12 protein-coding genes are annotated in these 12872 nt (G+C 71.6%); 8 read left to right on the top strand and 4 right to left on the bottom strand.

Annotated features, from left to right (window positions below; all coding sequences use genetic code 11):
* The first annotated feature begins 254 nt into the window (after window positions 1–254).
* The gene (locus tag AB0M62_RS08260; RefSeq protein WP_366073290.1) at window positions 255–836 is read left to right on the top strand and encodes a TetR/AcrR family transcriptional regulator; all 582 of its coding nucleotides are present in this window, start codon (window positions 255–257) and stop codon (window positions 834–836) included.
* Window positions 837–875: 39 nt separating this feature from the next.
* Here the strand turns inward: AB0M62_RS08260 and AB0M62_RS08255 are convergent, their stop codons facing one another.
* Window positions 876–1844: a DeoR/GlpR family DNA-binding transcription regulator gene (locus AB0M62_RS08255; protein ID WP_366073289.1), complete on the bottom strand. Its 969-nt coding sequence runs from the start codon at window positions 1842–1844 to the stop codon at window positions 876–878.
* 123 nt (window positions 1845–1967) lie between these two features.
* Window positions 1968–3407: an NAD(P)H-quinone dehydrogenase gene (locus tag AB0M62_RS08250; protein ID WP_366073313.1), complete on the bottom strand. Its 1440-nt coding sequence runs from the start codon at window positions 3405–3407 to the stop codon at window positions 1968–1970.
* A gap of 119 nt (window positions 3408–3526) precedes the next feature.
* On the opposite strand from AB0M62_RS08250, the gene AB0M62_RS08245 reads away from it, so the two are divergent.
* From AB0M62_RS08245 to AB0M62_RS08230, 4 genes are all read left to right on the top strand, one after another.
* Window positions 3527–3964, top strand: coding sequence for a gamma-glutamylcyclotransferase (locus AB0M62_RS08245; RefSeq protein WP_366073288.1), 438 nt, complete (start codon window positions 3527–3529; stop codon window positions 3962–3964).
* Window positions 3965–4077: 113 nt separating this feature from the next.
* Window positions 4078–4902: a purine-nucleoside phosphorylase gene (locus AB0M62_RS08240; protein WP_366073287.1), complete on the top strand. Its 825-nt coding sequence runs from the start codon at window positions 4078–4080 to the stop codon at window positions 4900–4902.
* Between the two features lie 252 nt (window positions 4903–5154).
* Window positions 5155–6828 (top strand): phospho-sugar mutase, encoded by a 1674-nt coding sequence (locus AB0M62_RS08235; protein ID WP_366073286.1) that lies wholly within the window; start codon window positions 5155–5157, stop codon window positions 6826–6828.
* 295 nt (window positions 6829–7123) lie between these two features.
* Entirely contained in the window at window positions 7124–8281 is a 1158-nt protein-coding gene (locus AB0M62_RS08230; protein WP_366073312.1) for a glycosyltransferase family 39 protein, read from the top strand.
* 6 nt (window positions 8282–8287) lie between these two features.
* Here the strand turns inward: AB0M62_RS08230 and AB0M62_RS08225 are convergent, their stop codons facing one another.
* A complete protein-coding gene (locus tag AB0M62_RS08225) occupies window positions 8288–8938 on the bottom strand; it encodes a PH domain-containing protein (protein ID WP_366073285.1) in 651 nt (216 codons plus the stop codon).
* Window positions 8939–9083: 145 nt separating this feature from the next.
* On the opposite strand from AB0M62_RS08225, the gene deoC reads away from it, so the two are divergent.
* Genes deoC through AB0M62_RS08210 form a run of 3 tightly spaced genes read left to right on the top strand, consistent with a single transcriptional unit; the run spans window position 9084 to window position 12414 of the window.
* Window positions 9084–10046 carry a deoxyribose-phosphate aldolase gene (gene deoC, locus AB0M62_RS08220; RefSeq protein ID WP_366073311.1) on the top strand — a complete coding sequence of 321 codons (963 nt, stop codon included), beginning with the start codon at window positions 9084–9086 and terminating at the stop codon, window positions 10044–10046.
* A 5-nt stretch (window positions 10047–10051) separates the two neighbouring features.
* Window positions 10052–11521 (top strand): aldehyde dehydrogenase family protein, encoded by a 1470-nt coding sequence (locus AB0M62_RS08215; RefSeq protein ID WP_366073284.1) that lies wholly within the window; start codon window positions 10052–10054, stop codon window positions 11519–11521.
* A complete protein-coding gene (locus tag AB0M62_RS08210) occupies window positions 11518–12414 on the top strand; it encodes an aldehyde dehydrogenase family protein (protein ID WP_366073283.1) in 897 nt (298 codons plus the stop codon). Before AB0M62_RS08215 ends, AB0M62_RS08210 begins: the two co-directional genes overlap by 4 nt.
* A gap of 58 nt (window positions 12415–12472) precedes the next feature.
* Here the strand turns inward: AB0M62_RS08210 and AB0M62_RS08205 are convergent, their stop codons facing one another.
* Window positions 12473–12862 carry a hypothetical protein gene (locus AB0M62_RS08205; RefSeq protein WP_366073282.1) on the bottom strand — a complete coding sequence of 130 codons (390 nt, stop codon included), beginning with the start codon at window positions 12860–12862 and terminating at the stop codon, window positions 12473–12475.
* Window positions 12863–12872 lie beyond the last annotated feature (10 nt).

Here is a 12872-nt window from a genome sequence, read left to right as displayed (position 1 = left end):
TCAACGCCCACCGCTCCGGCACCATCAAGGGCCTGGCCGCCGAGGTCGGCGCCTCCGTCACCTCCGGCGCCACCATCTGCGAAATCAAGGACTGACGGCTCCCAGCCATACGTCAGGCGCAGGCCCCGCCCGGTTCCGTACCGGGCGGGGCTTTTCGTCGTACGGGGGCCGGCAGGCCCGGGCCCGACCACGTGCCGGTGGCATCCTGAAAGCACGGCACACGCGGGGAAGCCACGGGAAGGACGGCAGCGGCGATGACCACCGGCACCACAGCACGGCCGATGCGCGCCGACGCGCGCCGCAACTACGCGCGACTGCTCAAGGAGGCCCGCGCGGCCTTCGCGGAGCACGGCACGGATGCCTCGCTAGAACATGTCGCGCGCCGCGCGGGCGTCGGTATCGGCACTCTCTACCGGCACTTCCCGAACCGGCACGCGCTGATGAGCGCGGTCTTCGAGGACGCGGTGGCCGCTCTGCTCGCCCGCTCGCGCGAGTTGCTGGAGGACCCCGAGCCGTGCCGGGCGCTCGTGGAGTGGCTGCGGGCCATCGTCACCCATGCGGGCGAGTACCGCGGGCTGGCGAGGGCCCTCATGTCGGCCTCGAACGATGACAGTTCGGCCCTGTCCTCGTGCAGCGTGCCGATGCGCGAGGCGGGCCGCCAACTCCTTGTACGTGCCCAGGAGTCGGGGTCCGTACGGCCCGACGTGTCCATCGCTGACCTGATGCAGCTGACCAACGCGATCGCCTTGGCGGTGGAGGAGACCCCGGCCGACCCGGACCTGGCCGACCGCCTGCTCACGCTCACCCTCAAAGGCCTGCGACGGGACGTCGCGTAGAACCTGTTGGGCAAGGGCCGTGGCGGCGGCCTCGCCGCTCTAACGGCGGCGGAGGTCGGCCACCCGTGCGCGTTCACGCTCGCCCGGCGGAGGCTCCGCCAGTGCGGCGGCGCTTCGCAGTTGAGGGCCCGGGCCCGCTACATGGCTGCGGCGCTGGCCCGGAAGCGGCATGTCCCGGCGGGGCCGGCCTCCCGTCGGGGCGGTGTCACTGCCCGTGCCCGCCCCACCCGAGCCCGCGACAGCGATCTGCACCCCTTGATCGGCAAGGGCCTGCAGTTCGGTGGCCGCACGTTCGTCGTGGGGCGGAGGCTCGTCGGTGACCAGCCGGGTGATCACATCCGTCGGCACCGTCTGGAACATGGTGTCGGTACCGAGCTTGGTGTGGTCCGCGAGGACCACCACCTCCGCCGCCGCCTGCACCAGCGCCCGGTCGACACTCGCCGAGAGCATGTTGGAGGTGGACAGCCCGCGCTCGGCGGTCAGGCCGCTCCCGGAGAGGAAGGCGCGGGAGACCCGAAGCCCCTGGAGGGACTGCTCGGCCCCGCTGCCCACGAGCGCGTAGTTGGAGCCGCGCAGGGTGCCGCCGGTCATCACGACCTCGACGCGGTTGGCGTGGGCCAATGCCTGCGCCACCAGCAGGGAGTTGGTGACGACGGTCAGACCCGGCACCCGCGCGAGCCGGCGGGCCAGCTCCTGCGTGGTGGTACCCGCGCCGACGACGACGGCCTCGCCCTCTTCGACGAGTCCGGCCGCGAGGTCGGCGATGGCGGTCTTCTCCGCGGTTGCGAGATGGGACTTTTGCGGAAAGCCGGACTCCCGCGTGAAACCGCCCGGCAGTACCGCACCGCCGTGCCGGCGGTCGAGGAGTCCTTCGGCCTCAAGTGCCCGAACGTCCCGCCGGACGGTCACTTCGGAGGTCTGGACGACGCGGGCGAGCTCACGGAGCGATACAGCCCCGTTGGCTCGCACCATTTCGAGGATCAATTGGCGACGTTCTGCAGCGAACACGAAACTGACAGTAACCCCAACGACCGTCTGCTTTCAGCAGTTTGCGCCGAATTACAGAAGTTGTTCGCAGGCAAGGGTGACGAGTGGTATACGCGGCGTACGCCGGGCGCCTATGCCGTACGACTACGCCTCGCCCGCCGCCTTCCGGGTCTGCAACTGCCGTGCCACCTCGGCGATCGAGCCCGACAGGGACGGGTACACGGTGAACGCGTTGGCGATCTGTTCCACTGTCAGGTTGTTGTCCACCGCGATCGAGATGGGGTGGATGAGTTCACTGGCGCGCGGGGAGACGACCACACCGCCCACCACGATGCCGGTGCCGGGCCGGCAGAAGAGCTTGACGAAGCCGTCCCGGATGCCCTGCATCTTGGCCCGCGGGTTGCGCAGCAGAGGCAGCTTCACCACCCGGGCGTCGATCTTGCCCGCGTCCACGTCGGCCTGGCTGTAGCCGACCGTGGCGATCTCGGGGTCGGTGAAGACGTTCGACGAGACGGTCTTCAGGTTGAGCGGCGTGACCGCGTCACCCAGGAAGTGGTACATCGCGATCCGGCCCTGCATGGCCGCGACCGACGCGAGCGCGAAGATGCCGGTGACGTCGCCGGCCGCGTACACACCGGGGGCGGACGTCCGCGAAACCCTGTCGGTCCAGATGTGGCCCGAGTCCTTCAGCCGGACGCCGGCCTCCTCCAGACCCATGCCGGCCGAGTTGGGGATCGCGCCGACGGCCATCAGGCAGTGCGTACCGGAGATGACCCGGCCGTCGGAGAGCGTGACCTCGACCCGGTCGCCCACGCGCTTGGCGGACTCGGCGCGGGAGCGGGACATGACGTTCATCCCGCGGCGGCGGAACACGTCCTCCAGGACGGCGGCGGCGTCCGGGTCCTCACCCGGCAGAACCCGGTCGCGCGACGAGACCAGGGTCACTCGGGAGCCCAGCGCCTGGTAGGCGCCCGCGAACTCGGCGCCGGTGACACCCGAACCGACCACGATGAGCTCCCCGGGGAGCTCGGTGAGGTCGTACACCTGGGTCCAGTTCAGGATCCGCTCGCCGTCCGGCTGCGCGTCGGGGATCTCGCGCGGGTGTCCACCGGTCGCGATCAGCACGGCGTCGGCGGTGAGCCGCTCCTCCGTGCCGTCGGCGGCGGTGACGACGACCGTACGGGAGCCGTCCACGGCCTGGCGGCCGTCGAGCCGGCCACGGCCGCGCATGACCCGGGCACCGGAGCGGGTCACGGACGCGGTGATGTCGTGGGACTGGGCGAGCGCGAGGCGCTTGACCCTTCGGTTGACTTTGCCCAGGTCGACGCCGACGACGCGCGCGGCCTGGTCGATGTGCGGCGTGTCGTCGGCGACGACGATCCCCAACTCCTCGTACGAAGAGTCGAAGGTCGTCATCACCTCGGCCGTCGCGATAAGAGTCTTCGACGGTACGCAGTCGGTGAGCACCGACGCCCCGCCCAGACCGTCGCAGTCGACGACGGTCACCTCCGCGCCGAGCTGGGCGCCAACCAGGGCCGCCTCGTATCCGCCGGGTCCGCCACCGATGATCACGATCCGAGTCACGTGCTCCATTGTCCCGCACCTTTCAACGTGCTTCGCCCCGGGTACCCCGACCCGGGCGAGACAGGCCCGGTGGCCTCGTGCGGCCGAGCCGCAAATGTCACTGTCGTACCCTCGTCACCATGTCGCTCTACGCCGCGTACGCCGGCAACCTCGACGCGCGGCTGATGACGCGCCGCGCCCCGCACTCCCCGTTGCGCGGCACCGGGTGGCTCAACGACTGGCGGCTGACCTTCGGCGGAGAGCAGATGGGCTGGGAGGGCGCGCTCGCCACGATCGTGGAGGCGCCGCGCTCGCAGGTCTTCGTGGCGCTGTACGACATCGCCCCGATGGACGAGGACTCCATGGACCGCTGGGAGGGTGTCGGCCTCGACATCTACCGCCGGATGCGGGTCCGGGTCCACACCCTGGACGGCGAGGAGGCCGCCTGGGTGTACGTCCTCAACGGCTACGAGGGCGGCCTGCCCTCCGCTCGCTATCTGGGCGAGGTCGCGGACGCGGCGGAGTCGGCGGGCGCTCCTCACGACTACGTCATGGAGCTGCGCAAGCGCCCCTGCTGACAGCGGCGGGCCCGGAGCGAACCGGCTCTTCGTCGGAAACGACAAGACAACGATCGCAAGATCGTGAGCTGGCCATCTACGCGCGTAGGACTTGAGCGGTTACCCTCGTCGGCGTGAACGCATCTGTTATTCCGGACAACATCCAGGGCGACCCCTACGCCGCCGCCGATGCCGCCGCCGCGCGTCTGCGCGAGCTCACCGGCGCCGAGACCCACGACGTCGCCCTCGTGATGGGCTCCGGCTGGGCGCCCGCCTCCGACGCGCTCGGCGCGCCCGAGGTCGAGTTCCCCGTCACCGAGCTGCCCGGCTTCCCGCCGCCCGCCGTGGAGGGCCACGGCGGCAAGATCCGCTCGTACCGGATCGGCGAAAAGCGCGCCCTGCTGTTCCTGGGCCGTACGCACTTCTACGAAGGCCGCGGCGTCGCCGCCGTAGCCCACGGGGTCCGCACCGCCGTGGCCGCGGGCTGCAAGACCGTCGTGCTCACCAACGGCTGCGGCGGGCTGCGCCCGGGCATGCGCCCCGGTCAGCCGGTCCTGATCAGCGACCACATCAACCTGACGGCCGCCTCGCCGATCGTGGGCGCGAACTTCGTGGACCTGACCGACCTGTACTCCCCGCGACTGCGGGCGCTGTGCAAGGAGGTCGACGCGACGCTCGAAGAGGGCGTGTACGTGCAGTTCCCCGGCCCGCACTACGAGACTCCGGCCGAGATCAACATGGTCCGCGTGATGGGCGGCGACCTGGTCGGCATGTCCACCGTCCTCGAGGCCATCGCGGCCCGTGAGGCAGGAGCCGAGGTCCTCGGCATCTCCCTGGTCACCAATCTGGCGGCGGGCCTGTCGGGCGAGCCGCTGAACCACGAAGAGGTACTGCAGGCGGGCCGCGACTCGGCCGCCCGGATGGGCGCGCTGCTGACGCAGGTACTGGGCAAGCTCTGAGAAGGGCAGGCCCCAGCAGACGCTGAGCCCGGCCGAGGCGCAGGCGCAGGCCACGTGCCGGTACGGGACGGGCCCGAGCGGGTCCCGTCCCCTGCCGGCGCGGCAGCAGCGCATGCCCTGAGGCCGGCGCGGGCGCAGGCTTTGATGGAGGCCGGTCTCCGGCTCGGCGCGAAGCCGGCCCTGGCTGCGAGGGCCGGGAGCGACCCGCCGCCGGAGGCGGGCGAATCGTGACACACCGAGAGGCGGAGAACCGTGCAGGACGACCTGATCGCGCGGGCCAGGACCTGGCTGGCCGAGGACCCGGACGAGGAGACCCGCGAGGAGCTCGCCAAGCTCATCGACTCGCAGGACCTCGCAGCGCTCGCCGAGCGGTTCGCCGGCACGCTGCAGTTCGGGACGGCCGGACTGCGCGGTGAGCTCGGGGCCGGGCCCATGCGGATGAACCGGTCCGTCGTCATCAGGGCGGCGGCCGGACTCGCGGCATACCTGAAGAACCAGCCGGTCTCCCCGGGAGCCGGGCCCGACGGCCTCGTCGTCATCGGCTATGACGCGCGGCACAAGTCGGCCGACTTCGCCCGTGACACCGCCGCCGTGATGACCGGCGCCGGGTTGCGCGCCGCCCTGCTGCCGCGGCCACTGCCGACGCCCGTCCTCGCGTACGCCATAAGGCACCTGGGCGCGGTCGCCGGAGTCGAAGTCACCGCCAGCCACAACCCGCCGCGCGACAACGGCTACAAGGTCTACCTCGGTGACGGCTCGCAGATCGTTCCGCCCGCGGACGCGGAGATCGCCGGCGAGATCGCGGCGGTCACCGCACTGGCCGGCGTACCGCGGCCCGATAACGGCTGGGAGGTCCTCGGGGAAGAGGTCCTGGAGGCCTATCTGGCGCGTACGGACGTCGTACTGACCAACGGGTCCCCCCGCACCGCGCGGGTCGTCTACACCGCCATGCACGGTGTCGGCAAGGACGTCCTGACGGCGGCCTTCGCCCGGGCGGGCTTCCCCGAGCCGGTGCTGGTCGCCGAGCAGGCCGAGCCGGACCCGGACTTCCCGACGGTCGCGTTCCCCAATCCGGAGGAGCCGGGCGCGATGGACCTGGCCTTCGCGACCGCGCGTCGCGCCGGCCCGGACCTCGTCATCGCCAACGACCCGGACGCGGACCGCTGTGCCGTTGCCGTGCCCGACGAGGCGGCCGAGGGCGGCTGGCGGATGCTGCGCGGCGACGAGGTCGGCGCGCTCCTCGCCGAGCACCTGGTGCACAAGGGTGTGTCGGGCGAGGACAACACGTTCGCCGCGTCGATCGTGTCGTCCTCGCTGCTCGGCCGGATCGCCGAGGCGGCCGGAGTCGGGTACGAGGAGACGCTGACCGGCTTCAAGTGGATCGCCCGCGTGGAGGGGCTTCGGTACGGCTACGAGGAGGCGCTCGGCTACTGCGTGGACCCCGAGGGCGTACGCGACAAGGACGGCATCACGGCCGCCCTGCTCGTCGCCGAGCTGGCCTCGGAGCTGAAGGAGCAGGGCCGCACCTTGACCGATCTGCTGGACGATCTGGCGATGACCCACGGCCTGCACGCCACGGACCAGCTCTCCGTCCGCGTCCAGGACCTCTCGCTGATCGCCGACGCGATGCGCCGGCTGCGCGAGCGACCGCCGGCCATGCTGGCCGGGCTCCGTGTCGCCACGGCCGAGGACCTCAGCCGGGGCACCGCGAAACTGCCGCCGACGGACGGCCTGCGCTACTACCTGGACGGTGAGTTCGACGCCCGGGTGATCGTCCGCCCGAGCGGCACCGAGCCGAAGCTGAAGTGCTACCTGGAGGTCGTGGTTCCGGTCGCCGAGGCGGGCGACCTGGAGCCGGCCCGTGCCCGGGCCGCGCAAGTCCTCGACCGGATCAAGGCGGACCTGTCGGCGGCGGCCGGCATCTGACGCACACCGGCACAGCAGACGGGCCCCAGGACCGACCGGTCCTGGGGCCCGTCTGCGTCGGCCACTACCCGTACGGATGAATCCAGTACGGCAGTCGACGCAGCGGCACCCACCCTTTCCCGATCATCCGAGAAAGGGTGTCCCGGTATCCCACGCCCAGCCCGCGTGTCCGCCCAGCCCGCCGAGTCCGCCGAGTCCAGGAGCTGCCTCAGTGCCCCCGACCGATTCCCGGGTGTCCCCCCAGGCGCCGGCCCGCGACCGCCGTACGGTCCCCGCCTCCAGGAGGCGCCCCTCCCTGCCGCGGGCGGGAGCATCACGTACCAGGGGCCGGGTGCTGCGCTCTCTGCGCAGCGCGGCGCCCGCGCTGGCCGGCTATGTCACGATCCGGCTCCTCGGGGTGCTCGTCGTCGCCAAGTGGGCCCACCTCAAAAACCACGGCCTGTGGACGACGCTGGCCACCTCCTGGGACTCCGACTGGTACCTGGGCATCGCCGCGCAGGGCTACGACGATGCGCTGGGCACCGCGTACAACTCCAACAACCTGGCCTTCTTCCCGCTCTACCCCGTGCTGGTGAAGTCCGTCGCCGGTGTCACCCCGGGCTCGCGTGCCACGATCGGGCTGCTCGTCGCCGTCGGCTGCTCGCTGCTCGCCGTGTGGGGCGTCTTCGCGGTCGGCGAGCGGCTCTACGGCCGCCGGGCCGGCACCGTGCTCGCGCTGCTGTGGGGCTCGCTGCCCGTGGCGCTGGTCCAGTGGATGGGCTACACCGAGTCGTTGTTCACCGCGCTGGCCGCCTGGTCCCTGTACGCGGTGCTGACCGGCCGCTGGCTGTGGGCCGGCGCCCTCGCCGCGCTGGCCGGACTGACCCGGCCCACCGGGATCGCGGTCGCGGCGGCGGTGTCCGTGACGGCGGCCGTGGTGGTGTGGCGCCGCTGGCGTACCGAGCGCTCGGTACCGGCCGCGATCGTGGCGGGCGGGCTGCTCGCGCCGCTGGGCTGGCTCGGCTACGTCGGCTGGGTGGGCTTGCGGGTCGGCCGATGGGACGGCTACTTCGCCGTACAGAAGCTCTGGTTCAACGAGTGGGACGGCGGCAGGGACACCTTGCGCGCGATGCGGCGGCACCTCGCGTACGAGTCCATGCCGCAGCTGTTCCTGGTGGTCGTCACGGTGGTGCTGATCGCCTCCGCCGCACTCTTCCTGCTCTCCCTCGCCGATCGCCAGCCGCTGCCCCTGCTGGTCTTCACCGGCGTGCTGCTGCTGATCGTCCTCGGCAGCGGTGGCGTCTACTTCCCCCGCGCCCGCTTCCTGATGCCCGGCTTCCCCCTGCTGATGCCGCTGGCCCTGGGCGTCGCCCGGGCCCGGGGTCACGTCGCACTGGTGGTGCTGGGCGCGGCGGCGCTGTCCTCGGTGTACTTCGGGGGCTATATGGCCATGGTCTGGCGGGGCGCGCCGTAGGGGCCCTCAGCCGGTGGCGAGCAGGACCGCCAGCAGGACCGCCCCGGCCACGCTCGGCGCGATGATCTCGTACGCCCAGCGCACCGCCGGGGTGCCCTGCGCCGTCGGGCGGGAGGCGCAGCGCTCGGCAAGCCCGTTCAGCTCCTCCACGGTCCGGTCCGCCGCCGCCCTGCGAGCCGCCGAGTCGGCGACGTCGGCCGTCGCGGTCGTCCTGCCGTACGGGTCGTCGCCCGCGGCCCGGGCCTGCTTCCGGGCGGCCCGCTTCCGCTCGCGCAGCGAGACGGGTACCGCCCACAGCTGGTACTTCTTCCCCCCGGCCAGCACCTCGCTGGAGTAGGCCGCCCGGACCGCGTCGACCGAGGCCCACGGGAGCGTGATGGTGCGGAACGGGTTGCGGATACGGAGCCGGTCCTCGCCGGCGAAGACGGCCGGCCGCACTGTGAAGGCGACCACGAGCGGAACGGCGAGCAGCAGCCCGGCCAGCGCGAGCCACGGGGTGCGGCCCTCGCCGCGGAGCAGCGCGTCCCCGCCGAGCCACGCGGCGAGCGCGAGCAGCAGGACGCCTCCGGCGAGGGACCCGGGGGAGCGGTACACGCGGTCGGCGTAGCCTGCCGCCGGTTCTTCGGGCTGCTGGGGGCTCGGGCTCGGGCTCGTCATGAGCCCGATTCTGCCTCACGCGCGGGATCGGGCCGGGAGCCGCCCGGGGCGGCGCCGGGGAGCCGCGCCGCCCGCGCCCCGGCCACCGGATTCGAGGGCGGGGGGTGACAGTTGCTACGCGCGTAGATATGCTCATGTGGTGACCATGCCCACCACAGTTCCCGCAATCGCTGACGTGACCGCGTCCGACAGTGCGCTGCGCCGCTTCCTCCACGGGCTGCCCGGCGTAGACACCGTCGGCCTCGAAGCGCGCGCCGCGTCCCTCGGCACCCGCTCGATCAAGACCACGGCGAAGGCGTACGCCATCGACCTGGCCATCTCGATGATCGACCTGACCACGCTCGAAGGCGCGGACACCCCGGGCAAGGTCCGGGCGCTCTGCGCCAAGGGCGCCAATCCCGACCCGACCGATCGTACGACCCCGCGCACGGCCGCCATCTGCGTCTACCCGGACATGGTGGCCACCGCAAAGGCTGCCCTGACCGGGACGGACATCAAGGTCGCCTCGGTCGCAACCGCGTTCCCGGCGGGCCGCGCGGCGCTGCCGGTGAAGCTCGCGGACACCCGTGACGCCGTTGCCGCCGGGGCCGACGAGATCGACATGGTCATCGACCGTGGCGCTTTCCTGGCCGGCCGCTACCTCGAGGTCTTCGAGCTCATCCAGGCCGTCAAGGCCGAGTGCGTCCGCCCCGACGGCACAGCGGCCCGGCTCAAGGTGATCTTCGAGACCGGGGAGCTGTCGACGTACGACAACATCCGCCGCGCCTCCTGGATCGGCATGCTGGCGGGCGCCGACTTCATCAAGACCTCGACCGGCAAGGTCGGTGTCAACGCCACCCCCGCGAACACTCTGCTGATGCTGGAGGCCGTACGCGACTTCCGGGCGCAGACTGGGATTCAGGTGGGTGTGAAGCCGGCCGGCGGCATCCGGAACACCAAGGACGCGGTCAAGTTCCTCGTCCTCGTCAACGAGACGGCGGGCCAGGACTGGCTCAGCAACGAGTGGTTCCGCTTCGGCGCCTCCAGCCTGCTCAACGACCTGCTGATGCAGCGCCAGAAGCTGAGCACCGGCCGTTACTCCGGTCCCGACTACGTGACGGTGGACTGACACCCATGACCATGGACAAGCAGACGTTCGAATACGCACCGGCTCCCGAGTCGCGGTCGATCGTCGACATCGCGCCCTCCTACGGGCTCTTCATCGACGGCGAGTTCACCGAGGCGGCCGACGGCAAGGTCTTCAAGACCGTCTCCCCCTCCAGCGAAGAGGTCCTCTCCGAGGTCGCCCAGGCGGGCGCCGCGGACGTGGACCGGGCCGTGCAGGCCGCCCGCAAGGCGTTCGGGAAGTGGTCGGCGCTGCCCGGCTCCGAGCGCGGCAAGTACCTGTTCCGCATCGCGCGGATCATCCAGGAGCGCTCGCGCGAGCTGGCCGTCCTGGAGACCCTCGACAACGGCAAGCCGATCAAGGAGACCCGCGACGCGGACCTCCCGCTGGTCGCGGCGCACTTCTTCTACTACGCGGGCTGGGCGGACAAGCTCGACCACGCCGGATACGGCCCGAACCCGCGGCCGCTCGGCGTCGCCGGCCAGGTCATCCCGTGGAACTTCCCGCTGCTGATGCTGGCGTGGAAGATCGCTCCCGCGCTGGCCGCCGGCAACACCGTCGTGCTGAAGCCGGCCGAGACGACCCCTCTGTCCGCCCTGTTCTTCGCGGACATCTGCCGACAGGCCGGTCTGCCCAAGGGCGTCGTCAACATCCTCACCGGGTACGGCGACGCGGGTGCGGCTCTCGTCGAGCACCCGGACGTCGACAAGGTCGCCTTCACCGGCTCGACCGCGGTCGGCAAGGCCATCGCCCGCCAGATCGCCGGTACGGACAAGAAGGTCACCCTCGAACTGGGCGGCAAGGGCGCGAACATCGTGTTCGACGACGCCCCCATCGACCAGGCCGTCGAGGGCGTTGTCGGCGGCATCTTCTTCAACCAGGGCCAGGTCTGCTGCGCGGGCTCCCGCCTTCTCGTCCAGGAGTCGATCCAGGACGAACTGCTGGACTCGCTCAAGCGTCGGCTCTCCACGCTGCGCCTCGGCGACCCGCTGGACAAGAACACGGACATCGGCGCGATCAACTCCGCCGAGCAGCTGGCCCGGATCACGGAACTCACCGCGACCGGCGAGGCCGAGGGCGCCGAGCGCTGGTCCGCGCCGTGCGAGCTGCCGTCCTCCGGCTACTGGTTCGCTCCGACGCTCTTCACGAACGTCACCCAGGCGCACACGATCGCGCGTGACGAGATCTTCGGCCCGGTGCTGTCGGTTCTGACCTTCCGCACACCCGACGAGGCCGTCGCGAAGGCCAACAACAGCCAGTACGGCCTCTCCGCCGGCATCTGGACAGAGAAGGGCTCCCGCATCCTCGCGGTCGCGAGCAAGCTCCGGGCGGGCGTCGTCTGGGCCAACACGTTCAACAAGTTCGACCCGACCTCGCCCTTCGGCGGCTACAAGGAGTCGGGCTTCGGCCGCGAAGGCGGCCGCCACGGCCTGGAGGCCTACCTCGCCCCGTCGACCCCGAAGGGGGAGCGCTCATGAGCACGGCTGACGCGACGCGTCTCAGTGTCTTCAAGACCTACAAGCTGTACGTCGGGGGCAAGTTCCCCCGGAGCGAGAGCGGCCGGGTGTACGAGGTGACGGACTCCAAGGGCAACTGGCTGGCCAACGCGCCGCTCTCGTCCCGCAAGGACGCGCGTGACGCGGTCGTGGCGGCCCGCAAGGCGTTCGGTGGCTGGTCGGGCGCGACCGCGTACAACCGCGGTCAGATCCTCTACCGCATCGCGGAGATGCTGGAGGGCCGCCGGGACCAGTTCGTCCGCGAAGTGGCCGAGGCGGAAGGCCTGTCCAGGTCGAAGGCGGCCGCGCTCGTCGACGCGGCGATCGACCGGTGGGTCTGGTACGCGGGCTGGACCGACAAGGTCGCCCAGGTCGTAGGCGGGGCCAACCCGGTCGCGGGCCCTTACTTCAACCTCTCCACCCCGGAGCCGACCGGTGTGGTGACCGTCCTCGCCCCGCAGGAGTCGTCCTTCCTCGGGCTGGTCTCGGTGATCGCCCCGGTGATCGCCACCGGTAACACGGTCGTCGTGATCGCGTCGGAGAACTCCCCGCTCCCGGCCCTGTCGCTGGGTGAGGTGCTGGCCACGTCCGACCTGCCCGGCGGCGTCGTCAACGTCCTCTCCGGCCGCACCGCGGAGATCGCCGGTCCGCTCGCCGCGCACCAGGACGTCAACGCGATCGACCTCACGGGTGCGGACGACGTGCTGGCCAAGGAGCTGGAGATCGCCGCAGCGGACAACCTGAAGCGGGTTCTTCGTCCACAGCCTGTGGACTGGTCGGCCGACCCCGGCACGCACCGCCTGACCGCCTTCCTGGAGACGAAGACGGTGTGGCACCCGACGGGCTCCCTGGGCGCGTCCGGATCCGCTTACTGACACGCTCATGGTTGAGCCCCCGCCGCGCGACGCGGCGGGGGCTCAACCATGCCCGGGCTCAGAGCGGCAGTGCCCCGGAGACGGGGCCGGCCACCGGGAGGTCCTCGAGCGAGGCGCCGGCGGCCAGCGGTCCGGTGGCCGCTTCCGTGGAGACCGGCTTGAAGTCGGCCACCTGCGTTCCGACACCGTTGGCGAGCGGGTCGACCCCGGTATTGGCCAGCGGGTTGAGCTGGAGGCTCTTGAGCTCGCCGACGCCGGCGACCGACTTCGCGACCACACCGGTAAGGGCGTGGCCCCGGCCGTCGTCGAGCAGGTCCTGACCCACCGGGGCGGCCGGCGCCGCGTGGGCGGCCCCGCTCGTACCGAGAGCCGCGGCGGCCGCCGCCACGGTCAGACCTGCGCGCAGCAGAACGAGCCGCCGGGACTTGGGAGCTGTGTGACGTGCCATGGGATTCCTG

It is taken from the genome of Streptomyces sp. NPDC051219 (assembly GCF_040682335.1).
Taxonomy (GTDB): Bacteria; Actinomycetota; Actinomycetes; order Streptomycetales; family Streptomycetaceae; genus Streptomyces.
The sequence above is the reverse complement of the archived record's forward strand: the minus strand, read 5'-3'. Positions and strand labels throughout refer to the sequence as shown.